This is a genomic window from Xanthomarina spongicola, from assembly GCF_003148645.1.
Taxonomy (GTDB): domain Bacteria; phylum Bacteroidota; class Bacteroidia; order Flavobacteriales; family Flavobacteriaceae; genus Xanthomarina; species Xanthomarina spongicola.
Genome location: NZ_QGGP01000001.1, coordinates 114094 through 138348 on the forward strand (window position 1 = coordinate 114094; position 24255 = coordinate 138348).

General features: G+C 30.5%; 21 protein-coding genes, 1 tRNA gene and 1 pseudogene. 13 read left to right on the forward strand and 10 right to left on the reverse strand.

Annotated features, from left to right (window positions below; genetic code table 11):
- Positions 1–64: 64 nt before the first annotated feature.
- The 5 genes from pyk to LX78_RS00495 all read right to left on the reverse strand — a co-directional run bounded on the left by pyk (position 65) and on the right by LX78_RS00495 (position 4340).
- Positions 65–1507, reverse strand: a complete 1443-nt coding sequence (pyk, locus tag LX78_RS00475) for a pyruvate kinase (RefSeq protein ID WP_109680682.1) — start codon at positions 1505–1507, stop codon at positions 65–67.
- Positions 1507–1992: an IPExxxVDY family protein gene (locus LX78_RS00480; protein WP_109680683.1), complete on the reverse strand. Its 486-nt coding sequence runs from the start codon at positions 1990–1992 to the stop codon at positions 1507–1509. The genes pyk and LX78_RS00480 overlap by 1 nt, the downstream gene beginning before the upstream one ends.
- A gap of 101 nt (positions 1993–2093) precedes the next feature.
- Positions 2094–2834 carry a ribonuclease III gene (gene rnc, locus LX78_RS00485; RefSeq protein WP_109681336.1) on the reverse strand — a complete coding sequence of 247 codons (741 nt, stop codon included), beginning with the start codon at positions 2832–2834 and terminating at the stop codon, positions 2094–2096.
- Positions 2835–2842: 8 nt separating this feature from the next.
- Entirely contained in the window at positions 2843–4093 is a 1251-nt protein-coding gene (gene fabF / locus LX78_RS00490; RefSeq protein WP_109680684.1) for a beta-ketoacyl-ACP synthase II, read from the reverse strand.
- Positions 4094–4106: 13 nt separating this feature from the next.
- Positions 4107–4340 (reverse strand): acyl carrier protein, encoded by a 234-nt coding sequence (locus tag LX78_RS00495; RefSeq protein WP_007647141.1) that lies wholly within the window; start codon positions 4338–4340, stop codon positions 4107–4109.
- A 277-nt stretch (positions 4341–4617) separates the two neighbouring features.
- On the opposite strand from LX78_RS00495, the gene purN reads away from it, so the two are divergent.
- The 4 genes from purN (at position 4618) to LX78_RS00515 (ending at position 8788) form a co-directional block, all read left to right on the forward strand.
- Positions 4618–5184 carry a phosphoribosylglycinamide formyltransferase gene (gene purN, locus LX78_RS00500; RefSeq protein WP_109680685.1) on the forward strand — a complete coding sequence of 189 codons (567 nt, stop codon included), beginning with the start codon at positions 4618–4620 and terminating at the stop codon, positions 5182–5184.
- Positions 5177–5818, forward strand: coding sequence for a ribonuclease H1 domain-containing protein (locus LX78_RS00505; RefSeq protein ID WP_109680686.1), 642 nt, complete (start codon positions 5177–5179; stop codon positions 5816–5818). The genes purN and LX78_RS00505 overlap by 8 nt, the downstream gene beginning before the upstream one ends.
- A 75-nt stretch (positions 5819–5893) precedes the next feature.
- Positions 5894–6820: a PfkB family carbohydrate kinase gene (locus tag LX78_RS00510; protein WP_109680687.1), complete on the forward strand. Its 927-nt coding sequence runs from the start codon at positions 5894–5896 to the stop codon at positions 6818–6820.
- A 69-nt stretch (positions 6821–6889) separates the two neighbouring features.
- The gene (locus LX78_RS00515; RefSeq protein ID WP_109680688.1) at positions 6890–8788 is read left to right on the forward strand and encodes an amidophosphoribosyltransferase; all 1899 of its coding nucleotides are present in this window, start codon (positions 6890–6892) and stop codon (positions 8786–8788) included.
- A 502-nt stretch (positions 8789–9290) separates the two neighbouring features.
- Here the strand turns inward: LX78_RS00515 and LX78_RS00520 are convergent.
- On the reverse strand, positions 9291–9899 hold the full coding sequence (locus LX78_RS00520; protein WP_109681337.1) for a superoxide dismutase: 609 nt from the start codon (positions 9897–9899) through the stop codon (positions 9291–9293).
- A gap of 123 nt (positions 9900–10022) precedes the next feature.
- On the opposite strand from LX78_RS00520, the gene LX78_RS00525 reads away from it, so the two are divergent.
- From LX78_RS00525 to LX78_RS00545, 5 genes are all read left to right on the forward strand, one after another.
- Positions 10023–13169, forward strand: coding sequence for a UvrD-helicase domain-containing protein (locus tag LX78_RS00525; RefSeq protein ID WP_109680689.1), 3147 nt, complete (start codon positions 10023–10025; stop codon positions 13167–13169).
- A 21-nt stretch (positions 13170–13190) separates the two neighbouring features.
- Complete coding sequence (gene kbl / locus LX78_RS00530; protein ID WP_109680690.1) at positions 13191–14384, forward strand: glycine C-acetyltransferase; 1194 nt, start codon at positions 13191–13193, stop codon at positions 14382–14384.
- A gap of 125 nt (positions 14385–14509) precedes the next feature.
- Positions 14510–15871, forward strand: a complete 1362-nt coding sequence (locus LX78_RS00535) for an OmpA family protein (RefSeq protein ID WP_109680691.1) — start codon at positions 14510–14512, stop codon at positions 15869–15871.
- Positions 15872–15937: 66 nt separating this feature from the next.
- Positions 15938–18694: a PD-(D/E)XK nuclease family protein gene (locus LX78_RS00540; RefSeq protein ID WP_109680692.1), complete on the forward strand. Its 2757-nt coding sequence runs from the start codon at positions 15938–15940 to the stop codon at positions 18692–18694.
- A complete protein-coding gene (locus tag LX78_RS00545) occupies positions 18694–19548 on the forward strand; it encodes an alpha/beta hydrolase family protein (protein WP_109680693.1) in 855 nt (284 codons plus the stop codon). Before LX78_RS00540 ends, LX78_RS00545 begins: the two co-directional genes overlap by 1 nt.
- A gap of 22 nt (positions 19549–19570) precedes the next feature.
- Here the strand turns inward: LX78_RS00545 and LX78_RS00550 are convergent.
- From LX78_RS00550 to LX78_RS00560, 3 genes are all read right to left on the reverse strand, one after another.
- A tRNA-Ala gene (locus LX78_RS00550) sits at positions 19571–19644 on the reverse strand.
- Positions 19635–19877 (reverse strand): GIY-YIG nuclease family protein, encoded by a 243-nt coding sequence (locus LX78_RS00555; protein WP_109680694.1) that lies wholly within the window; start codon positions 19875–19877, stop codon positions 19635–19637. Before LX78_RS00555 ends, LX78_RS00550 begins: the two co-directional genes overlap by 10 nt.
- A 90-nt stretch (positions 19878–19967) precedes the next feature.
- On the reverse strand, positions 19968–20765 hold the full coding sequence (locus tag LX78_RS00560) for a universal stress protein (RefSeq protein ID WP_109680695.1): 798 nt from the start codon (positions 20763–20765) through the stop codon (positions 19968–19970).
- Between the two features lie 57 nt (positions 20766–20822).
- On the opposite strand from LX78_RS00560, the pseudogene LX78_RS00565 reads away from it, so the two are divergent.
- The 3 genes and pseudogenes from LX78_RS00565 (at position 20823) to LX78_RS14750 (ending at position 22849) form a co-directional block, all read left to right on the forward strand.
- Positions 20823–21323: pseudogene (locus tag LX78_RS00565) on the forward strand (GNAT family N-acetyltransferase).
- Positions 21320–22654, forward strand: a complete 1335-nt coding sequence (locus LX78_RS00570; RefSeq protein ID WP_109680696.1) for an MATE family efflux transporter — start codon at positions 21320–21322, stop codon at positions 22652–22654. The pseudogene LX78_RS00565 and the gene LX78_RS00570 overlap by 4 nt, the downstream one beginning before the upstream one ends.
- 18 nt (positions 22655–22672) lie before the next feature.
- Positions 22673–22849: a hypothetical protein gene (locus LX78_RS14750; RefSeq protein WP_170109775.1), complete on the forward strand. Its 177-nt coding sequence runs from the start codon at positions 22673–22675 to the stop codon at positions 22847–22849.
- A gap of 101 nt (positions 22850–22950) precedes the next feature.
- On the opposite strand, the gene LX78_RS00575 is transcribed toward LX78_RS14750, so the two are convergent.
- Positions 22951–23592, reverse strand: a complete 642-nt coding sequence (locus LX78_RS00575; protein WP_109680697.1) for a 2OG-Fe(II) oxygenase — start codon at positions 23590–23592, stop codon at positions 22951–22953.
- Between the two features lie 94 nt (positions 23593–23686).
- On the opposite strand from LX78_RS00575, the gene LX78_RS00580 reads away from it, so the two are divergent.
- Entirely contained in the window at positions 23687–24145 is a 459-nt protein-coding gene (locus LX78_RS00580) for a 6-pyruvoyl trahydropterin synthase family protein (protein WP_109680698.1), read from the forward strand.
- Positions 24146–24255 lie beyond the last annotated feature (110 nt).

A 24255-nucleotide genomic window follows, 5' to 3' on the forward strand; every position in this document is an offset into this window, starting at 1 on the left:
AAAGATATTGAATATTCCATTTTGATTATAACGGATTTCAACAATTTTTAAACATTATTTTTATTTATAAATTGCAACTTGTAATTTCAGTTACTCGCAAGGTGTTGACCATCCCTTTTGCTTGAATTGGCATAGCCGCCAAACTAACAAGCATGTCTCCTGCATCTAAATATCCTTTTTTACAAGCTATAGCATTAACATCCTCAATGGTTTCGTCTGTACTTACAAACTTGTCGTAATAAAATGCTTTAACTCCCCAAAGTAAACTTAATTGTGTTAGAATACGTTTGTTAGAGGTAAATACTAAAATATGTGCACTTGGTCTCCATGCAGATATTTGAAAAGCTGTATATCCACTATTGGTTAAAGTTGAAATAGCTTTAGCATCAATCTCGTTAGCCATGTTAGCAGCGTGATAACAAATAGATTTAGTGATGTATCTTTTAGTACGAATATGTGGAGGGATTTGAGGTACTTTTATTAATGATGAGTCTTCAACACTTTTAATAATGTTAGACATTTGCTTAATAACCTGAACTGGATAACTACCAACTGAAGTTTCGCCAGATAACATAACTGCATCTGCTCCATCCATAACCGAGTTTGCTACATCGTTTACTTCTGCACGTGTTGGTGTTAAACTGGAAATCATGGTTTCCATCATTTGAGTAGCGATAATAACAGGTATTCTAGCTTGTTTAGCTCTTAAGACTAGTTTCTTTTGAATTAATGGAACTTCTTCAGCAGGAATTTCAACACCTAAATCGCCTCGAGCTACCATTAAGCCATCGCAATAAGCAACAATTTTGTCAATATTTTCTACTGCTTCAGGTTTTTCTATTTTAGCAATAATTGGTATTTTATGATCGCTATGCGTATTTATTAACTCTTCCAGTTGCATTAAATCTTCTGCATGTCTTACAAAGGATAAAGCCATCCAATCTACCTTTTGTTCTATTGCAAATAGGGCGTCTTCAATATCTTTTTCTGTAAGTGCAGGTTGCGAAATATTAGTGTTTGGTAAATTAACTCCTTTTTTAGAACGCAATGGTCCACCTTGAATTACTTTTGCTTTTACTTTGCTTTTTTTATCTGTCGAAATAACTTCAAAAATTAATTTCCCATCGTCTAATAGAATTCTTTCACCAGGTTTTGCGTCTTGAGGAAACTTATCGTAAGTCATGTATACGCGTTCTTTAGTTCCTTCAAAACGTTTACCAGTTTCGAATATAATTTCATCGCCTTCGTTAACAAAAACCTCACCTTTCATGGTTCCTACTCGAAGCTTTGGGCCTTGTAAATCGGCAAGAATAGCAGCATTATAATCAAATTCTTCATTTAATTCACGTATCATTTTAATACGTTCTTTCACGTCATTATAATCTGCATGAGAAAAGTTTATTCTAAACACGTTAACACCTTCATCTAGCATGCCCTTTAGTATTTCTTTCGTGCTAGTTGCTGGTCCTAATGTGGCTACAATTTTTGTTTTTTTTCTTTTTAACATTAATTAAATATTAAATTGTTTTTTGATTTAAGCTGGTTAACATCTATTATATAAGCTGTAACAATGTGAGCAATATCTTGAATTTGACTTACAATTCTTTGATTCTTTTTGGAACTTAGTTGGTCGTCGTTAATCTTTAATATATAGTTCACTTTTTTAAATTCTGGCAGTAAATAAAACGTTTCAGTTACTTTACCTGTATCATTAAATAAACTATTACCTATTACTGGATTATTAGTCTCAATCTTACATATATTAGAAACCAAGTTCCATGTATTAAGTTGTTTATTGTCTTCCCATTCAAATATTGGGAATTTAGAAGTATTACTGAAGTCTAAATCCTTTTTTCTACGTTTAAGATTTAAATTTAATTTAGTGTTTAATAAATAAGCAAGTCTGTAATCTTCAATAGAAGTGTGAATGCCGATAAGAGTGAAATCTGCTTCATCAAAAAAGTCTTCTAAACTAAGTTTCTTAATTGCCATAACTCACATTGTTTTGTAAAGATAAGACTTCCCCTTTTATTAATATTAAGTTTTGATTAATCTTAACACAATAGTAATTATTGCATTTTTTGAAATAAAGCTTAGTAATCTTTAGAAATTTGCTTTTGAAATACAAAAAAAGCGCGTTTTGAAGCTTTTTCTTCTGCTTTCTTTTTGGAGGTCGCTCTAGCTTTTGAAACTACTTTATCATCTATCGATAATTTCACTGAAAAATGTCTTACATCATCGTTTCCTGTATCCTCGTACACATTGTAATCGAATGTTTTCTTTTCTTTTTGACACCATTCAATAAGCAAACTTTTATAGCTTATTACTTTTCCTTCTAATTTTTCAATATCTACATAAGGGATAATAACTTTTTTGTAGATAAATTTTTCACTGTATTTATAACCCTTATCAAGAAAAATAGCTCCTACCAAAGCTTCAAAAAGATTACCATGAATGTTATCTCCAAATTGCCCTTTCGGAATTTTACTTTCAACTAGGCTAATTAAGTTTAAATCTTTACCAAGTTCATTTAAATGTTCTCGACTTACAATTTTAGAACGCATTTTAGTAAGGTAGCCTTCGTCTCCACTTGGTACTTCTACGTATAAATGAGAAGCAATAACTGCTCCTAACATAGCATCTCCTAAAAACTCTAGTCGCTCGTAATTAACAATATGGCCTTCACTATCTTTAATATTCATAGAACGATGCGTAAATGCTGTTTTATAAATATTTAAAGATTTTGGTTTGAACCCTAAAATTTTATTAATAGACACAAAAAAATTCCCGTCAATTTTTGAACGGGAATTTAATATGTTTCGAATGTTCTTCATTCGTTTGTTTAATCTAATTTTTTGAATAATACACAAGCATTGTGTCCTCCAAAACCAAATGTATTACTCATGGCAACTTTAACGTTTCGTTTTTGTGCTTTGTTTAATGTTAAATTAAGTTCAGGATCAATATTCTCATCAACAACCTCATGGTTAATTGTAGGAGGAACAATACCATGTTCCATAGCTAAAATTGCAGCAATTGATTCAATGGCTCCAGCAGCTCCTAACAAATGTCCTGTCATAGATTTTGTTGAGTTAATATTAATATTTTTTGCATGGTCTCCAAACACTTCAGAAATGGCTTTTAATTCAGCAACATCTCCTAGAGGTGTTGATGTTCCATGTGTGTTGATATGATCAACTTCTTCAGGTTTAACACCAGCATTTTCTAAACAATTTTTCATTACAGCAATAACGCCTATTCCTTCAGGATGTGGTGCAGTCATATGGTAAGCATCGGAAGATAAACCTCCTCCAAGAACTTCAGCATATATTTTTGCTCCTCTTGCTTTAGCATGTTCGTAATCTTCAAGAATAATTGCTCCTGCTCCTTCTCCTAATACAAAACCATCTCTGGTTGCATCAAAAGGTCTTGAAGCTGTTTCTGGGCTTTCATTTCTTGTTGATAAAGCATGCATGGCATTAAATCCACCCATTCCAGCTATGGTTACAGCTGCTTCACTTCCACCAGTAACCACCACATCGCAATGTCCTAAACGTATATAGTTTAGAGCATCAATCATAGCATTTGCCGATGAAGCACAAGCTGATACAGTTGTATAGTTAGGACCCATAAACCCATGTTTAATGGAAATGTTTCCTGGCGCTATATCTGCAATCATTTTAGGAATAAAGAATGGGTTAAATCTTGGCGTTCCGTCTCCAGCTGCAAAGTTTAAAACTTCATCCTGAAACGTTTCCAAGCCACCAATTCCTGCTCCCCAAATAACACCTACTCTTAATTTATTGATAGCATCTAGATCTAATTTAGAGTCTGCAATGGCTTCATCTGAAGCCACCATAGCATACTGAGTAAATCGATCCATTTTTCGTGCTTCTTTTCTATCAAGAAAATCGGTGGCATTAAAGTTTTTTAATTCACAAGCGAATTTAGTCTTGAACTTTTCAGTATCAAAATAGGTTATTGGTGCAGCTCCACTTTTTCCACTTAATAGAGCCTCCCAATATTCGTCTTTGGTATTGCCTATAGGTGTTAGTGCTCCTAAACCAGTAATTACAACTCGCTTTAATTCCATAAATTTGTGTGAATTATTTTGCTGCTTCTATATAAGAGATAGCTTGACCAACTGTAGCAATATTTTCTGCTTGATCGTCTGGAATTTGGATATCAAATTCTTTTTCGAATTCCATTATTAATTCTACAGTGTCTAATGAATCTGCTCCTAAATCGTTTGTGAAGCTAGCTTCAGTTACAACCTCGTTTTCATCAACACCTAATTTGTCTACGATAATCGCTTTTACTCTTGATGCAATGTCTGACATAATCTTTTAATTTTAAGTTTTAATTAGTTGGCAAAAATAAAAAACTTTATTTTTAAAACACACCTTTACTTTAAAAATGTGCAGGTAATTTACTAAAATAACCTTGAAGTATTTCAATTTTGCCTTCTAATTGTTAATTTTTATTCTTTTTTTTGTCTGAATAATTAACTTTTTATTATCTGTAAAATGAAATGAGCTTGATAATTTTGCTGAACATTGTTGTAAATTCAATTTACGAATTACATCTGACATTAATTTTTAAAATAAAAACTAACAGATGAAACGTATTGTAATTTTTGCGTCCGGAAGTGGTACTAATGCTGAAAATTTAATTACTTTTTTTCACAACAGAAAAAATGTGTCTGTTATTCAAGTATTGACTAACAATCCTCATGCCAAAGTTTTAGACCGAGCAAAAAAATTAAGTGTTAGCGCTCTATCTTTCAATAAAATAGCTTTTACAGAAACAAATGATGTTTTAAATATCTTAAAAGCAAACAATCCTGATTTAATAGTTCTTGCTGGCTTTTTATGGAAATTTCCAGAAACCATATTAAAAGAATTCCCTAACAGAGTCATTAATATTCACCCAGCATTATTGCCAAAATATGGTGGAAAAGGCATGTATGGCAAATTTGTACATGAAGCAGTTGTTGCTAATAAAGAAAAAGAAACAGGTATAACAATTCATTATGTAAATGAAAATTATGATGAAGGTGCTATTATTTTTCAAGCTAAGTGTGAAGTAAAACCTTCTGATTCTGCTGAAGATGTAGCTGCTAAAATCCATGACTTAGAAATGAACCATTTTCCAGAGGTTGTTAATTCCCTAATTAATGGCTAAAAAGAAAAAAAAATACTACACAGTCTGGAAAGGGCATCACACTGGTGTTTTTGAATCTTGGGATGACTGCAAAGCACAAATAAAAGATTTTGAAGGCGCACAATACAAATCTTTTGAAACCTTTGATGCAGCTAAAAAAGCTTTAAACGGAAACTACAAAGACTATATTGGTAAAAACAAAAAATTCGCTTCAAGTCTTTCTAATGAACAACTAAAAAAAATTGGTCAACCTAACTACCATTCCATTTCTGTTGATGCTGCATCTTCTGGAAATCCAGGAGTCATGGAATATAGAGGCGTGGATACCAAAACAAAAAAACAACTTTTTATTCAAGGCCCTTTTGAAGAAGGCACTAATAATATTGGCGAGTTTTTAGCTATTGTACATGGATTAGCCTTTTTAAAACAAAACAATAGTGATAGACTAATTTACACAGATTCCAAAACAGCCATAAGTTGGATAAAAAAGAAAACCTGTAACACCAAACTGGAGCGCCACGATAAAAACAAAGCCTTATTTGAATTGGTTGACAGAGCTGTAAAATGGCTTAAAACAAACAGTTATAAAACAACCATTGTAAAATGGGAAACCAAGGCTTGGGGAGAAATACCTGCTGACTTTGGGAGAAAGTGATTATTTATTTCAAAAAAACTTTCGTGTATTAGAGGCTAAATACCTTATATTTGCACCAAATTTTCAAACCTCAATATGAGCAAATTAGTAATAGTAGGAACCGTAGCTTTTGATGCTATTGAAACACCATTTGGTAAAACAGATAAAATTCTAGGGGGAGCAGCAACATTTATTGGTCTAGCAGCTTCACATTTTAATATAGATTCTTCTGTAGTATCTATAATTGGTGGAGATTTTCCTCAAAAATATTTAGACTTACTATCAAATAGAAATATCGACATTTCTGGTGTTGAAATAGTAAAAGAAGGCAAAACATTTTTCTGGAGTGGAAAATATCATAACGATATGAATTCTCGCGATACTTTAGCTACAGAACTTAACGTTCTTGCAGACTTTAACCCTGTAGTACCATCAAATTACAGAAATTCGGACATCGTTATGTTAGGAAACTTACATCCTATCGTCCAAATGAGTGTACTTGAGCAAATGGAATCAAAACCAAAACTTGTTATATTAGACACAATGAATTTTTGGATGGATTGTGCTCTAAAAGAGCTTCATGAGGTCATTAAAAAAGTGAACGTAATTACTATTAACGACGAAGAAGCCAGACAATTAACTGGTGAATATTCTTTAGTTGTAGCAGCACGTAAAATTCATGAAATGGGACCAAAATATGTAGTAATAAAGAAAGGAGAACATGGTGCTTTATTATTTCATGATGACAATGTTTTTTATGCTCCTGCTTTACCATTAGAAGAAGTATTTGATCCAACTGGTGCTGGAGATACTTTTGCTGGAGGTTTTGCTGGATATTTAGCAAAAACTGAAGATGTGTCTTTTGAAAATATGAAAAATGCTGTAATATATGGATCGACCTTAGCTTCGTTTTGTGTAGAAAAATTTGGTACAGAACGAATGGTTGCATTAAAAAGTAGCGAAGTTCATCAACGCTTACAACAATTTAAGAATTTAACACAATTCGATATAGAATTAAGATAAACAAACGCGCTCCATTATTTGAGCGCGTTTTTTGATTATTAAACAACAACTACAACAATATAACTAACAATGAGCGACGCTTTAAAACATGAATGTGGTATTGCACAAATAAGACTTTTAAAACCCTTAGAGTTTTATAAAGAAAAGTATGGTAGTGCTTTTTATGGAGTGAATAAAATGTACTTAATGATGGAAAAACAGCACAATCGTGGTCAAGATGGTGCAGGATTTGCAAGCATTAAGTTAGACACCAGCCCAGGAGATCGTTATATAAGTCGTGTACGCTCTATTGCACAACAACCTATACAAGATATTTTTGCTCAAATAAACGACAGAATTAATAAAGAAATGCTTGAACATCCTGAATATAAAGAGGATGTATCTCTGCAAAAAAAGCACTTACCATATATTGGGGAAGTTTTACTTGGACATGTTAGATATGGAACTTATGGTAAAAATAGTGTTGAAAACGTACATCCATTTTTAAGACAAAACAATTGGATGCATAGAAATCTCATTCTAGCAGGAAACTTTAATATGACTAATGTTGATAAGCTGTTTAAAGAGCTTGTTAGAATTGGACAACATCCAAAGGAAATGGCAGATACCATAACCATAATGGAAAAAATTGGTCATTTTTTAGATGATGCTGTTGCAAAAAAATACAAACAACTTAAAAAAGAAGGCTATAGTAAAATTGAATGCTCTCCTTTAATTGCAGAACGACTTAATGTGGCTAAAATATTAAAACGCTCGTCAAAAAACTGGGATGGTGGCTATGCTATGGCTGGACTTCTTGGTCATGGAGATTCTTTTGTTTTAAGAGATCCAGCAGGAATAAGACCAGTTTATTATTATAAAGATGATGAAGTTGTTGTAGTAGCTTCAGAAAGGCCAGTAATTCAAACAGTTTTTAATGTCGATTTTGAAGATGTTAAAGAATTAGAACCTGGACATGCTATTATTACTAAAAAATCAGGCAAAGTCTCTATAGTTAAAATAATAGAGCCATTAGAGAGAAAAGCTTGTTCTTTTGAACGCATTTATTTCTCTAGAGGAAGTGATGCAGAAATCTATCAAGAAAGAAAAAAACTAGGAAAATTATTAATGCCAAAAGTGTTACAAGCTATTAATAATGACACAAAAAACACCGTATTTTCTTATATTCCAAATACTGCAGAAACATCTTTTTTTGGAATGATTGAGACTGTTGAAGAACATTTGAACGAGAAAAAAACCCAAGCTATTTTAGATGGTAAAGGAGGCCTTTCAGCAGAAAGAGTTACAGAAATTTTAAGCGAAAGACCTCGTATTGAAAAAATTGCCATTAAAGATGTTAAATTAAGAACATTTATTACAGAGGATAGTAGCAGAAACGACTTAGTAGCACATGTTTATGATGTTACCTATGGAGTTATAAAACCTACTGATAACCTTGTTATTATAGACGATAGTATTGTTAGAGGTACGACTCTAAAAATGAGTATTATTAAAATGATGGACAGATTAAACCCAAAAAAGATTATTGTTGTTTCTTCTGCTCCTCAAATTCGCTATCCAGATTGTTATGGAATTGATATGGCACGATTGGAAGATTTAATAGCTTTTAGAGCTATGTTAGAATTACTAAAAGAAAATAATAAGTATCATTTAGTCGAGGAGGTTTATAAAAAATGTAAAGCTCAAGTAGATTTAGATGATAAAGATGTTAGAAACTTTGTAAAAGACCTTTATTCTGAATTTTCGGCCGATACCATTTCAAATAAAATAGCTGAATTAATTTGCGATAATACCATAAAATCTAAAGTAGAGACCATTTTTCAACCAATTGAAAGTTTACATAAGGCATGTCCTAAAAACTTAGGCGATTGGTATTTTACTGGCAACTATCCAACTGTTGGAGGGAATAGAGTTGTAAACAAAGCTTTTATTAATTTTTATGAAGGAAATAAAGAAAGAGCTTACTAGATAAGCTATTAATAATTAACGCTTTGTCTAAGAAATAAGTGCTTTTATCTAAAATATTTGCATTTCAACTGATATATGCAAAAGTTTAAATAAAATAAAACTACTTTAGATTCACCATAACATAAGTAGGTTAAGTTCATGGTAGATTTGGGGCAAAAAAAGGTGAACTATCGTTCGCCTTTTTTTATTTTACATCTAAATTTCATTTTTTATTCTAAGTTTTCATCTAATTCTTTCTTAATTACTCTTTTAGACTAATTTATAAGTAGTTTATCTAATAATTTTCTCAATTCTAAGATAACAACCATATATTTGATGCACCATAACATAAGTAGGTTAAGTTTATGGTAGATTTGGGGCAAAAAAGGTGAACTCTCGTTCACCTTTTTTCATTTTACAACAACAAGGAAAATCACTTATTTATATATTTCTTAGAAATCACCACATAAAAAAAAGCAAACGATCAAGTTTGCTTTTTTTTTATAACAAGTAATTGCTTTAACTATTTAGCTTCAGCATAGCGTCTTTCAACTTCATTCCAGTTAATTACATTAAAAAATGCATTGATATAATCTGGTCTTCTATTTTGGTAATTTAAATAGTAAGCGTGTTCCCATACATCTAATCCTAAAATTGGAGTACCTCCACAAGTAACTCCTGGCATTAATGGATTATCTTGATTTGGTGTAGAACAAACTTCAACTTTTCCTCCTTTATGTACACATAACCATGCCCAACCTGATCCAAATTGAGTTGCAGCTGCTTTACTAAATACATCTTTAAAAGCATCAACAGATCCATAGGCAGTTATAATTGCCTCTTTTAATTCTCCAGACAAATAACCTTTCCCTTCTGGATTCATAACGTCCCAAAATAAAGAATGATTATAAAAACCTCCACCATTATTTCTAACAGCTTTATTATTCATATCTAGATTAGTAAGAATATTTTCTATTGTTTTTCCTTCTAAATCTGTTCCTGCAATTGCATTATTTAAATTATTTGTATAGCCTTGATGATGTTTAGAATGGTGTATTTCCATTGTACGTGCATCAATATTTGGTTCTAGAGCATCATATGCATATTTTAATTTCGGTAATTCGAAAGCCATAATCTTATGTTTTTTAGTGTTAATATTTAATTCTTTCAAATTTACGGATAAATCAAACCAATTAAAAATAATAAATACCTATCTAATCATCAATAGTTTTTATCTTGTGTAAAATTTTAATTCATGAATAATAAGAATTCTTTTCTAGTTTATAATGCTTCAGCTGGTAGTGGCAAAACATTTACGCTAGTAAAAGAATATTTAAAGATTATATTAAAATCACCTTATAACGATACCTTTAAACAGATTCTTGCTATTACTTTTACAAATAAAGCTGCTAGTGAGATGAAAGAACGTATTATAGATACCTTAAAATCTTTTTCATCTGAAACTATATTAAATAGCTCAAGTAGCATGTTTCATATTATTTGTGAAGAATTACATATGAAACCTTTAGATGTTCACAAAAAAGCTAAAATCTTATTAGACACCATAATTTATAATTATGCTTTTTTTGATATCTCTACCATTGATGGCTTTACACATAGAATTATACGAACTTTTGCTTACGATTTAAAGTTACCTTTAAATTTTGAGGTAGAATTAGATCAAGAAGGACTTTTAACTGAAGCTGTAAATAGATTAATAGCAAAAGCAGGTACTGAAAAAGAATTAACAAAAATTTTAATCGACTTTGCCATAGAAAAAGCAGATGATGATAAAAGTTGGGACGTGTCCTACGATTTTAATAAAATATCTAAATTACTTATTAATGAGAACGACATTCCTTTTATTGATAAACTTGAAGGTAAAACTCTAACCGATTTTAAAGGAATTAAATTACTATTAAAAGATAATATTAAGGAAACTGAGAAAACTATTGTTAATACTGCACAAAAAACACTAACCCTAATTGAAGAGGCAGGTTTGCAATTTGATGATTTTTCAGGAAGTTATTTACCAAAACACTTTCAAAAACTAGTGGACTTAAACTTCTCTGTAAATTTTACTTTAAAATGGCAAGAAGACATAGAAAACAAAACGCTTTACCCCAAACGGGTTACACAAGATATTGCTTCAATAATAGAAGACATTCAGCCTGAAATTGCATCTAGTTTTAATAAAACTAAAAAACTGTTTTACCAGCATAAGTTTCTAAAAGCATTTTATAGAAATATAACGCCACTTTCGGTTTTAAGTTCCATTAATAAAGAATTAAACGTATTAAAGGAAGAGCAGAACAAAGTGCTTATATCAGAATTTAACAACATGATAAGTCAAGAAATAAAAGAACAGCCAACACCTTTTGTTTATGAGCGATTAGGTGAAAAATTCAATCACTATTTTATTGATGAATTCCAAGACACTTCTGTCCTGCAATGGGAAAATTTAATTCCTTTAATAGACAATAAATTATCTCAAGAAAATTTTAATAACGAAAAAGGTTCTTTAATGATTGTTGGAGATGCTAAACAGGCTATTTATAGATGGCGTGGAGGAAGAGCAGAACAATTTATAGATCTGTTTAATGATGCTAATCCGTTTCACACAGAAAAAACTATTCTTAATTTACCTCAAAATTTTAGAAGCTATCAAGAAATTATTAATTTCAACAATGGGTTCTTTAAATATCTAGCTGGAACTATTTTTAGTTCGGAAAGTCATGCAAACATATATAATAATGCTGAACAAGATGTTACTAAAAATAATGAAGGCTTTGTTAGTTTAGATTTTTTAGAAATAAACAAAGAAGATGATACAGATAGTATTTATTCTGAAAAAACACTTGAGACTATAACCTTTTGTCTACAAAACGGATTTGCCCTAAGCGACATTTGTATTCTGGTTAGAAAGAATAAGCAAGGAGTTGCAATTGCAGATTATTTAAACGAACATAAAATTCCTCTAATTTCATCTGATACATTATTGCTTAACAATTCTACGGAAGTTGAATTTGTTATTAATTTTCTGAAACTCTTATTACAACCAAAAAACAACGAAATAAAAATTCAGGTATTAAATTATTTAGCATTATCACTCCATATTGATGAAAAACATCCGTTTTTCGAAAAACACATCAATTTAAATTTAGACGAATTATTTACATCTCTAAAAACTTTCAACATACATATTCAACATAACAACTTATTACAATTGTCTTTGTTTGATCTAGCGGAAACAATTGTTAGAACTTTTAACTTAGTTAAAACATCTAATGCTTATATACAGTATTTATTAGATGTAGTTTTTGAATATTCACAAAAAAACCAACCAGATTTATCTGGATTTATTGACTATTATGATAAAAAGAAAGATAAGTTAAGTATTGTTTTGCCTCCAGGTCAGGAAGCAGTGCAAATATTGTCTATCCATAAATCTAAAGGTTTAGAATTTCCAGTTGTGATTTTTCCTTATGCAGATTTAGATATTTATAAAGAAATTGAGCCAAAAGAATGGTTTCCTTTAAATCCAGAAGATTTTCAAGGATTTTCACGAGCTCTTTTAAATTTTTCAAGCGATTTTGAAAATTTTGGAGAAACAGGAAACCAGATATACAATAGACGAAGATCAAATCTTGAATTAGACAACATAAACATTATGTATGTAGCATTAACAAGAGCTGTAGAACAGCTATATGTTATTACTAAAAAAGATATCAATAAAAAAGACGAGGTTAATAAACAAACATATTCTGGTTTTTTAATCCAATATTTAAACCAATTAAACCTTTGGGATGACAATCAATCACATTATACTTTTGGAAGTCCACAAAAAACTTCAGATAAGAAGCTTGATTTAAAAAACACGATTGAGCAAGAGGATTTTATTTCTACACCAAAACACGAACACAACATTAAAATAGTAACTAACTCTGGATATTTATGGGACACTATTCAAAAGGAAGCCATTGAAAAAGGAAATCTCATTCATAATATCATGTCTCAAATTAAAACAAAAACAGATATTGATTTTGTGATAGATGAATTTATAGGTTCAAACATGATTTCTAAAGAACAAGCAATTATTCTAAAAGAAGTAGTATTACAAATAGTTACTCATAAAGATTTAAATACTTATTTTTCTGATGATGTAACCATTTATAACGAAAGAGATATTCTGTCTAAAACTGGAGAAATCTTTCGTTTAGACAGATTAGTTATAGATTCAAAAAACCAAGCAACTATAATTGATTATAAAGCAGGAAACGAAGATTCAAAGCACTTGAATCAATTAATTACTTACGAAAACATTCTGCTTGAGATGAATATTAAAACAGTAAAAAAGATACTTATATATATTAATGAAGGAATTCAAATAAAAGAATTTTAAATTTGTAAAAACATCTAGAATATGTACGGAAAAATAAAAGAACATTTAGAAAACGAAATTCAAGAGATAAAAGACAATGGTTTGTTTAAATCAGAACGCATTATTACATCGGCTCAAGGAGCTGAAATAACTTTAAACACTGGCGAAACTGTTTTAAATTTTTGTGCAAACAATTATTTAGGGCTATCATCACATCCGGAAGTTATTCAAGCAGCAAAAGACGTTATGGATACGCATGGATTTGGCATGTCGTCTGTTAGATTTATCTGTGGAACTCAAGATATACACAAAGAATTAGAACATAAGATTGCAGATTTTTATAATACTGAAGACACTATTTTATATGCAGCAGCTTTTGATGCTAATGGAGGAGTTTTTGAACCTTTATTTGGCCCTGAAGATGCCATTATTTCAGATTCATTAAATCACGCTTCAATAATAGATGGAGTTAGATTATGCAAAGCTGCTCGATATCGTTATAAAAATAGCGATATGGCAGATTTAGAAAAGCAACTCATTGAAGCCAATAAAAATGGTGCTCGCTTTAAAATTATTGTTACAGATGGTGTGTTCTCTATGGATGGATTAGTAGCTCCTTTAGATGAAATTTGCGATTTAGCAGATAAATACGATGCTTTAGTAATGATTGATGAATGTCATGCAACTGGTTTTATTGGTAAAACTGGAATAGGAACACTTGAAGAAAAAGGTGTTTTAGACAGAATAGATATTATAACTGGGACTCTAGGCAAGGCTTTAGGTGGAGCAATGGGTGGATATACAACAGGTAAAAAAGAAATAATTGAAATATTACGTCAAAGATCAAGACCGTATTTGTTTTCTAATTCTTTAGCTCCTGCAATAGTAGGTGCTTCAATTAAGGTTTTCCACATGTTAAAAAACGATACATCCTTAAGAGATAAATTAGAATGGAATACCAAATATTTTAAAAAAGGTATGAAAGAAGCAGGATTTGATATTATAGATGGAGACTCTGCAATTGTTCCTGTTATGTTATATGATGCCAAATTATCTCAAACAATGGCTAATTTACTTTTAAAAGAAGGAATTTATGTTATAGGCTTCTTTTTTCCTGTTGTTCCAAAAGAAAAAGCTCGAATTAGAGTTCAACTTTCAGCAGCACACGAAAAATCACACCTTGATAAAGCTATAGAATCCTTCATAAAAGTAGGGAAACAACTAGAAATTATTTAAAAAATTTAGACAATCGAGCAGATTTTAGGTAAAATATTCAATATTTTTCTATATTTGTCTTTGTTAATAATATTTAACAACTTACTTTTGCTTACAATTAACACTTAAAAATTAAACTTTTGAATATGAAAAATCTTAGCAGATTATTGTTCGCAATGTTGCTTATGTTAAGTTATAGCAGCATTAATGCACAAGATGAAAACAATCCATGGGCTATTACTGTAGGAGTAAACGCCGTTGATTTCTACCCTACAGGTGAAGATGCTCCACTTGGAGATTATTTTGATGAGTACTTTAATGCTCGTGACCACTGGAATATCTTACCTTCTTTATCAAGCCTAACACTTTCTAAGTATTTTAGCAATGGTTTCTCTTTTGGAGTAACTGGATCTATTAATAAAATTGAAAAGTTTGGTGATTCAGATGTAAGAAACTTATCTTACTATGGATTAGATGGAACTGTAACTTATAGTTTCGCAAAATTAATTAATTCAAATGTAGTTGAGCCTTACTTAGGAGTAGGTGGTGGTTACACTTGGGTAGACACTATTGGAGCTGGTACTTTAAATGGTGCTTTAGGTCTAAATTTATGGTTTACAGAAAATATTGGTTTTTCTTTCCAAAGTACTTACAAACATGCATTTGAAGATTACTTATCTTCTCACTTCCAACACACTGCAGGTTTAAAATTTAAATTTGGTGGAAAAGATACTGATGGTGACGGAATCTACGATAGAGAAGATGCTTGTCCAGAAGTTGCTGGTTTAGCTGAATTCAATGGATGTCCTGATACTGATGGAGATGGTATTGAAGATAGCAAAGACGATTGTCCAAACGAAGCTGGTTTAGCTGAATTTAATGGATGTCCTGATACTGATGGTGATGGAATTCCAGATAACTTAGATGAATGTCCAACAGTTGCTGGTCCTAAAGAATTAAACGGTTGTCCTGATACTGATGGTGATGGAATTGCTGATAAAGATGATAAATGTCCAAACGAAGCTGGTCCTGCTGCAAACAACGGATGCCCTTGGCCAGATAGAGATGGTGATGGTGTAATTGATAAAGACGATTTATGTCCAGATATCGCTGGTACTGTTGCTAACGATGGTTGTCCAGAGTTACCTGAAGCAGTGAAGAAAGCATTAAATGCTTATGCTAAAACTATCTTATTCGATACAGGTAAAGCTACTATTAAAGATCAGTCTGCTGGTGTATTACAAAACATTATTGGTATCTTAAATGAATACCCTAATGCAAACTTTAACATCGAAGGTCATACTGATAGTGTAGGTAGTGAAGCTTTAAACGAAAAACTATCTCAAGAAAGAGCAAGTTCAGTTATGAATTACTTAATAACTAATGGAGTTGCTTCTGATAGACTTAATGCTAAAGGTTATGGAGAATCTAGACCAATAGATTCTAACAAAACTAAAGCTGGAAGAGCTAACAACAGAAGAGTAGAAATTAATTTAAACAAAAATTAATTAGAACACTCTTAAATTCTATAGGAAAACGCCTCGATATATCGAGGCGTTTTCTATTTTTATACCATGAAGACATTTATCTACGAGGTATTAAAAGAACTACAATTAAGAAATGAAAACATTTCTAATATTACATTTATACTTCCTAGTAAAAGAGCTGGCGTTTTTCTTAAACATAAAATAACAAGTGTCTTTAATAAAACTATATTCTCGCCTAAAATATTAAGCATTGAAGAGTTTACTACAGAACTTTCTCAATTAAAACTTATTTCTAATACCGAATTATTATTTGAATTTTATAGTGTCTATCTTAAATTAACTGATAAATCTAATCAGGACAATTTTGAAACCTTTTCTAAATGGGCTCAAATAATTATTCAAGATTTTAACGAAATTGACCGTTATCTCATTCCTCAAAAACAAATCTTCGAATATCTAAATGCTATTCAAGAATTAAACCATTGGTCTAAACAAGAAAATAAAACAGATTTAGTAAAAAATTATTTGTCCTTTTGGAATAAGCTTATAGATTATTACAATCATTTTACAGAACATCTAATTGAAAGTAATGTTGGTTATCAAGGCCTTATTTATAGAGAATCTGTTTCTAATATTGAAACATATATACAGAATAATTCAGATAAAAAATTAGTGTTTTTAGGATTTAATGCACTTAATACTGCTGAAGAAACTATTATTCAAGAGCTCCTTCAGAATGGAATAGCAGACATTTATTGGGATATTGAGAAATCGTTTTTTGAAAATCCAATACATGATGCTGGTATGTTTATTAGAAACTATCATAAAAAATGGTCCTATTTTAAATCCAATACATTCAAATGGATTACAAATAATTACACCCAAGAAAAAAATATTTCAATTTATGGTGTTCCAAAAAATATAGGTCAGGCCAAACAAATAGGTTCAATATTAAAACATCTAACCAAAGAGCAGGTAAATTTAAGTAACACAGCAATTATTTTAAGCGATGAAACATTATTACTTCCAGTTTTAAATTCACTTCCATCAAATATTAATGCTTTAAACATTACAATGGGTTCGCCTTTAAGTTCGATTCCATTGGCCTCGCTTTTTGAAAAATTATTTTATCTACACAAAACATCTAATGCTTCGTTTTACTATAAAGATGTAATTAGCATCCTATCTCATCAAAACATTAGTTGTTTATTTGACTATAATAATAAAACTAAAGTTTCAGAAATAATTGAAACAATACAAGAAAATAATTTAGTTTATCTTAATATAAACCAATTAAAGGCACTTTCTAATCCGTTTGAAGAAATTATAGACTTGCTTTTTTCAAGCTGGGAAAACAACGCAGAGACTGCCCTAAAACAGACTCAAAATCTAATACTTAAAATAAAAACATGTTTAGATTCAAATAAGCAGGAGCACATATTATCCCTAGAATATCTTTATCGGTTTAATGAGCTATTTAATGAGATGATTAGATTGAATACAAAATATTCGCATTTAAAAAGTATTAATTCTCTTTTTGAAGTTTACAAAAACTTGTTAAGCACAGAAACTTTAGATTTTAAAGGAGAGCCTTTAGAAGGTCTACAAGTTATGGGCATGCTTGAGTCCAGAGTATTAGATTTTGAAACAGTAATCATTTCTTCAGTTAATGAAGGTGTTTTGCCTGCAGGAAAAAGTCATAATTCATTTATTCCTTTTGATGTCAAATTACAATACAACCTTCCAACATTTAAAGAAAAAGACGCTGTATATTCTTATCACTTCTACAGATTAATACAACGTGCTAAAAACGTTCATATTCTTTATAATACAGAAGCAGATGTCCTTAATGGAGGTGAAAAAAGTAGATTTATTACACAATTAGAGTTAGAAGACATCCATAGCATTACTCATAAAATGGTCCTTCCAATAGTAACTAATACTAACAAACAATTATCTCAAGTTAAAAAGGATGATGGTGTTTTAAAAAGATTAAAAGAAATTGCTGAAAAAGGATTTTCACCTTCATCATTAACAAATTATATAAGAAACCCAATAGATTTTTACAACCAAAAGATTCTTAAAATAAAAGAATACGATGAGGTTGAAGAAACTGTAGCTGCCAATACTTTAGGGAGTGTTATACATAACACACTCGAAGATTTATACAAACCTTTAGAAGGCATTTTTCTTACAATAGATATTATAAATGAAATGAAACCTAAAATAAATGATCGAGTAATTCATCATTTTAAAGAGATTTACAAAGATGGAGATCTTACAAAAGGTAAAAATTTGATTGTTTTTGAAATAGCTAAAAGATATCTAAATAACTTCTTAGAAATAGAAATTGAAGAATTAAAAAATGGTAATAAAATTAAAATTATTGCAATTGAAAGTGAAAATAAGGTGCTTCTAAAGCTAGACGAAATAGATTTTCCAGTCTATTTAACAGGAAAAGTCGATCGTGTAGATCAATTAAATGGTACAACAAGAATTATAGATTACAAATCCGGCAAAGTAGATAACAGCAAAGTTTCTGTTATTAATTGGGAAGATATAACTACAGATTACATTAAATTCAGTAAATCTTTTCAAGTTTTAACATATGCTTATGCCATGGTTAAAGAAGGCAAAGCAAATTTACCTTTAGAAGCAGGAATTATTTCATTTAAAAATTTAAGTGCTGGTTTTTTAAAATTTTCTAAAAAAGAAAGTTCGCATGATAGAAATAAAATAACTCTAATATCAGAAGAAATACTTCAAGAATTTGAAATAGAATTAAAAAAACTCATTATTGAAATCTGTAATCCAGAGATAGATTTTATTGAAAAAGAAATCTAATGACACAAAAAAACCTTGTTTTATATCGAGAAAACCAAAGACCTATTGTTTGGGATGCTTATTTTAATAAAACAGCCAAGCTAAAGCCTCTTGTTATATTCTGTCATGGCTATAAAGGATTTAAAGATTGGGGAAGCTGGGATTTAGTTGCTGATGTTTTTAAAAAGGAACACTCCTTTTTCGTGAAATTTAACTTTTCACATAATGGAGGAACCGTTGAAAACCCAATAGATTTTCCAGACTTAGATGCCTTTGCAGAAAACAATTATACAAAAGAACTCAACGATCTTGATGATTTTTTAAATTATTTGCTTTCAGAAAACAACCCTTTTTCAGATGAAATTGACAAAAAAAATGTCACACTTATTGGCCACTCAAGAGGAGGAGGAATAGTAACTATTAAAGCATCAGAAGATTCTAGAATTACAACTTTAATTACTTGGGCAAGTGTGTGCGATTTTGGAAGTAGAACTGCTACTATAGGCGATTTAGAGCAGTGGAAAAAAGATGGTGTTAAATATGTTCTAAACGGAAGAACAAAACAGAAAATGCCTCATAATTACCAGTTTTATGAAGATTATAAAGCAAATGAAGCGCGTTTAAATATTGAATTAGCTACAAAAAAAATTAAGATTCCACACTTAATTATTCATGGAGACTCAGACACTTCTATTTCAATTGATGAAGCAAAGACATTACACTCGTGGAATCCTAACAGTGTTCTATTTCCCTTAGAAAACACGAATCATGTATTTGATTCTAAACATCCTTGGCAAGAAAATAAACTTCCAGAAAAACTAGAACTTGTAGTTGAAGTAACTATTGGTTTTTTAATAAAAGTAAAGTCTTTATGAAACATAAAGACTTTTTTGATTGTGGAGAATATCGGATTCGAACCGATGACCTCTACGCTGCCAGCGTAGCGCTCTAGCCAACTGAGCTAATCCCCCAAATTACTTTTTCGCCACTTTCTACCAGCAGCCGTTTTTAAATATACTTCTCTATTTCTAGCCAATATTCTAGTTTCAAATTTTTCAATGTGAACTACTCTCCATGGAGTGTAAGCTTTTGTACTTTTCGTTTTCCCTCTATTGTGTTCTTTTAATCTGCTCTGCACATTATGCGACATTCCTACATAATATTTATCATACGTGTCGCTATAAAGAATATATACACAATACATTATTCAATTATTACTCTTGATTAGAGCGCTCCCTGCCCGAATGAATTCGTTCAGGCGGGTAGCCAACTGAGCTAATCCCCCAAATAAAGTTTATTTTAACCCACTTAAAACTAAAACTGGTAAAGTGCTACTTTGAAAATCTTTTTTCAAAATAGTATTCTTTTCCCAAAGCTTAGCAAAAAATCCTCGTTTACGTCTAACAACACATAATAAATCTGGATCATTTTCTTTATAATGTTCTAAAACTCCTTGAAAAGTTGTGGCATTTTCAGCAAATGTGGTGTTAGTAATTAATGTTGATAATTTTTCATCTACATCAAAATCACCATCATTGTGAAATGGAGTTTTTACTAACAGTAAATTAATGATAGATTTAAATTGATTTTTAATATCTATTAATGGTTTTAAAGCGTCATCCTTTTTAATTACTGCAGATTTTAGTGCCATTAAAATATAAATAATCGGCTTAAATACATAGCCTTCAGGAACTATCAATGCAGGAATATTAGTTTGCTTAATAATTTTACCTGATGTTTTTCCTAAGTAAACCTCTTCTTTAATAGAGTTAGTTCTAGGTTCCAACATAATAAGATCGATGTTCAAAATTTTAGATTTCGCTTCAATAGTTTCCACTAATTTACCCTTATAGGTTTTGGCATGTATTTCAACTCCCTTAGTATCAACCTTTGCAATATGTGCTTTTAAAAATAGCAAGCTTTCACGTTCTAATATATCATCTACCTTAATCATTGTTCCGGCTTTAGAATAGATGTCATAAATTTGTACTACAAATAATCTTGCACCAAAAGCTTTAGCAAAATCAACAGCATATTGTAAATGGCTAACAGCATTTTTAGACGAACCAACTGGGACTAATATATTCTTCATAATCAATAATTAAAAACTAAATTTACACGATAATTTTTGCAAAAGTAAACATTAAAAATGATTCGGAAAGCTACTTATAAAGATATTGATAGCATTTTACAAATAACTAAAGCTTGTGCTGTATTTATGATAAATAATGGCATTAATCAGTGGAATGAAAACTATCCTAACAAATTAGCTTTTGAAAATGATGTGTTAAGAAACGAATTGTATGTATTAGAAAAACAATCTGTTATAATTGGATGTGTTGTAATTTCTTCTTTTGTGGATGAAGAATATATTCCAATAAAATGGTTAACACCTAATATAAATAATCTGTATATTCATAGATTGGCAGTTCATCCAAATCAACAAGAAAAAGGTTTTGCACAACAACTAATGGAATTTGCTGAAACTTTTGCCTAAAAAAATCAGTTTACATCAATTAGATTGGATACCTTTTCGCAAAACAAGCGAAATCAAAAATTTTATGAACTTCGCAACTATAAACGTGTAGGTGAAGTATATTTCCCAAAACAAAGTAAATTCCCTTTTTACTGTTATGAATTAGTTCTATGAGTACCAAGATAAGTTTAAAACATATTAATAAATTAGCTATTCCAGCATTAATCTCTGGAGTTTCTGAGCCAATTTTATCTATTACAGATACAGCAATTGTTGGAAATATGTCTTTAAATGCTACAGAATCTTTAGCGGCTGTTGGAATAGTTGGTGCATTTATTTCAATGCTTATTTGGGTTTTAGGTCAAACCAGAAGTGCTATTTCTTCTATCATGTCTCAATATGTAGGAGCCAATAATCTAGATAAGGTTAAAAATTTACCAGCTCAGGCTATTTTTATTATTACCTCTTTAAGTATCTTAATTATTTTAGTTACTTATCCTTTTGCAGAACAAATTTTTAGACTCTATAATGCTTCAAATGTAATTTTAGATTATAGTGTTATTTACTATAAAATTCGTGTGTTTGGTTTTCCATTTACATTATTCACTATTGCTGTCTTTGGAACTTTTAGAGGATTGCAAAACACCTATTACCCAATGATAATTGCTATTGTTGGAGCAATTACAAATATCCTTTTAGACTTTATTTTAGTATATGGAATTGAAGGTTATATACCAGCAATGCATATTCAAGGAGCTGCTTATGCAAGTGTTGTAGCACAATTTATTATGGCTCTTTTATCTATTTATTATTTACTTAAAAAAACACCAATTTCATTAAGATTAAGTTTTCCTTTTAATAAAGAAATCAATCGATTTATTATTATGATTCTTAACCTTTTTGTTAGAACATTAGCTCTAAATGTTACACTATATTTTGCTACTAGTTTTGCAACAGGTTATGGTAAAAACTATATAGCTGCATACACAATTGCTATAAATTTATGGTTTTTAGGGGCTTTTATAATAGATGGTTATGCCAGTGCAGGTAATATACTCTCTGGTAAATTGTTTGGCGCTAAAGATTATAAATCGTTAATCTCTTTAAGTAATAAGCTAATTAGATATGGTGTTCTCTTAGGAATAACCATGGCAATTATAGGAAGTCTTTTTTATTATTCAATTGGCACCATTTTTACAAAAGACCAAGACGTTTTGAATCAATTTGAAAATGTGTTCTGGATTGTTTTAGCAATGCAACCACTTTGTGCTATTGCTTTTATTTTCGATGGCATGTTTAAAGGCCTAGGAAGAATGAAAGATTTAAGGAATCTCTTATTAATTTCAACATTTGTTATTTTTGTGCCTATACTATTTTGGTTAGACTCTTTAGATTTAAAATTGAATGCTATTTTTATTGCATTAACATTTTGGATTATTTTTAGAGGTTTCCCATTGGTTATAAAATTTAGAAAAGAATTTTTACCACTTTCACAAAACCATTAACTTAGCAAAAAATTAAAGATGTTTTCTATAATAAGCTTATTTCAAGAAATAGATATCAACGAAAAAATAAAAGAAGCTCCAGATAACTCTTATGAAATTGGCGTGTTTATAGGTAGTATGTTGCCTTTTGTAACCCTTGTAATTATAGCTTATTTATTGTTTAGATATAATAAAAACAGAAAAAATAAAAATTAATATGGATTTTTTAAACTTTTTAGGTGGAAACGGATTGTTTCTAGTATTGGCAATTGTGCTAATAATTATTTATGTGTATAACCGAAGAAAAAATCGTTAAGCTATCGCGTTTTTAACCAACCTGTGATACTCAATCTTTCTGTATTTACTGGTTTTACTTCGTGTTCTATAATCTGGCTTTCAAAAATAACAACTCGTCCTGGAAATGGATAGATCACTTTTTCAATTTCTTGACCGTTTTCATCTAGATATAGTACCAGTTCGCCTCCATTTTCAGGCAACCAACCATCTTCATTCAAATAACATACAATAGAAAGTTTACGCCTATCGTCGTTTTGAAAGGTATCTATATGTCTCTTATAAAACGTTCCAGTTGGATACAAAGCGTAATGGAATTCTTTATGTAAAATGCCCAAAAAACAGGTTTTGTTTAAATAATTAACCAGATTGTTAATCTTATTAAAAAATAACATTTCAGCTTCGTTTGCTTTCAACTCATCAATCCATAGAATAACATCTCCACGTATAGAATTTATAATAGTTTCGTTTACTCGATTGCCTATTGCTGCTTTCTTAAAGGCATTTTCTTCATGCTTTTCTATTAAAGACTGTCTTAAAATTAAAACATCTTCTGCAGTAAAAAAATCTTCAACAACACAATACTTCTGTTCTAGAATATCATTAATAATACGCTCATATTGAGGATTTTCTACAAAAGCAATTTCTTCAAAAAGCTGATTCATTTTCTTAATAGTTTTAAAAAAAGTGGGCAAATGTAATCTATAAATCAATTGCTTTTACAAAACAACTATCTTTGCACACATAATAAAGTTGATAATGAGTAAAATTAGAATAACAAAGCAATTTTCTTTCGAAACTGGTCATGCACTTTATGGTTACGACGGTAAGTGTAAAAATGTCCATGGCCATAGTTATAAACTGTCTGTTACAGTAATAGGAACACCCATTTCCAATACAGATAATGTAAAGTTTGGAATGGTTATAGACTTTGGTGATCTTAAAAAAATAGTAAAAAATGAAATTGTTGATGTCTTTGACCATGCTACAGTTTTTAATAAAAACACACCACATGTAGAGTTGGCAAAAGAGCTTGAAGACAGAGGCCATAACGTGCTTTTAGTAGACTACCAACCAACCAGTGAAATGATGGTGATTGATTTTGCTAATAAAATTAAAACCCAATTACCAAGTCATATTGCATTACATTCTTTAAAACTACAAGAAACAGATACTAGTTTTGCAGAATGGTATGCGAGTGATAATAATTCTCTGTAAAAACAGAGATCTCTAAACTATAAAAACTAAGATTTGGGCGTTCCCTAAAGGTCAGGCTTTCGCAAGTCGCTCTTTTCAAGGAGCTCCAACAATTGCTCAATCCTTAACGC

What these genes read in the sequence shown, in the direction of transcription:
- LX78_RS00535 (WP_109680691.1), top strand. Translation starts at nt 14,510, where the DNA reads ATGAAAAATCTTAGCAGATTATTGTTCGCAATGTTGCTTATGTTAAGT.
- LX78_RS00560 (WP_109680695.1), bottom strand. Translation starts at nt 20,765, where the DNA reads ATGAAGAATATATTAGTCCCAGTTGGTTCGTCTAAAAATGCTGTTAGC.
- LX78_RS00520 (WP_109681337.1), bottom strand. Translation starts at nt 9,899, where the DNA reads ATGGCTTTCGAATTACCGAAATTAAAATATGCATATGATGCTCTAGAA.
- LX78_RS14750 (WP_170109775.1), top strand. Translation starts at nt 22,673, where the DNA reads ATGTTTTCTATAATAAGCTTATTTCAAGAAATAGATATCAACGAAAAA.
- LX78_RS00495 (WP_007647141.1), bottom strand. Translation starts at nt 4,340, where the DNA reads ATGTCAGACATTGCATCAAGAGTAAAAGCGATTATCGTAGACAAATTA.
- pyk (WP_109680682.1), bottom strand. Translation starts at nt 1,507, where the DNA reads ATGTTAAAAAGAAAAAAAACAAAAATTGTAGCCACATTAGGACCAGCA.
- LX78_RS00580 (WP_109680698.1), top strand. Translation starts at nt 23,687, where the DNA reads ATGAGTAAAATTAGAATAACAAAGCAATTTTCTTTCGAAACTGGTCAT.
- kbl (WP_109680690.1), top strand. Translation starts at nt 13,191, where the DNA reads ATGTACGGAAAAATAAAAGAACATTTAGAAAACGAAATTCAAGAGATA.
- LX78_RS00575 (WP_109680697.1), bottom strand. Translation starts at nt 23,592, where the DNA reads ATGAATCAGCTTTTTGAAGAAATTGCTTTTGTAGAAAATCCTCAATAT.
- LX78_RS00515 (WP_109680688.1), top strand. Translation starts at nt 6,890, where the DNA reads ATGAGCGACGCTTTAAAACATGAATGTGGTATTGCACAAATAAGACTT.
- LX78_RS00480 (WP_109680683.1), bottom strand. Translation starts at nt 1,992, where the DNA reads ATGGCAATTAAGAAACTTAGTTTAGAAGACTTTTTTGATGAAGCAGAT.
- rnc (WP_109681336.1), bottom strand. Translation starts at nt 2,834, where the DNA reads ATGAAGAACATTCGAAACATATTAAATTCCCGTTCAAAAATTGACGGG.
- LX78_RS00525 (WP_109680689.1), top strand. Translation starts at nt 10,023, where the DNA reads ATGAATAATAAGAATTCTTTTCTAGTTTATAATGCTTCAGCTGGTAGT.
- LX78_RS00545 (WP_109680693.1), top strand. Translation starts at nt 18,694, where the DNA reads ATGACACAAAAAAACCTTGTTTTATATCGAGAAAACCAAAGACCTATT.
- LX78_RS00540 (WP_109680692.1), top strand. Translation starts at nt 15,938, where the DNA reads ATGAAGACATTTATCTACGAGGTATTAAAAGAACTACAATTAAGAAAT.
- LX78_RS00505 (WP_109680686.1), top strand. Translation starts at nt 5,177, where the DNA reads ATGGCTAAAAAGAAAAAAAAATACTACACAGTCTGGAAAGGGCATCAC.
- LX78_RS00555 (WP_109680694.1), bottom strand. Translation starts at nt 19,877, where the DNA reads ATGTATTGTGTATATATTCTTTATAGCGACACGTATGATAAATATTAT.
- LX78_RS00570 (WP_109680696.1), top strand. Translation starts at nt 21,320, where the DNA reads ATGAGTACCAAGATAAGTTTAAAACATATTAATAAATTAGCTATTCCA.
- LX78_RS00510 (WP_109680687.1), top strand. Translation starts at nt 5,894, where the DNA reads ATGAGCAAATTAGTAATAGTAGGAACCGTAGCTTTTGATGCTATTGAA.
- fabF (WP_109680684.1), bottom strand. Translation starts at nt 4,093, where the DNA reads ATGGAATTAAAGCGAGTTGTAATTACTGGTTTAGGAGCACTAACACCT.
- purN (WP_109680685.1), top strand. Translation starts at nt 4,618, where the DNA reads ATGAAACGTATTGTAATTTTTGCGTCCGGAAGTGGTACTAATGCTGAA.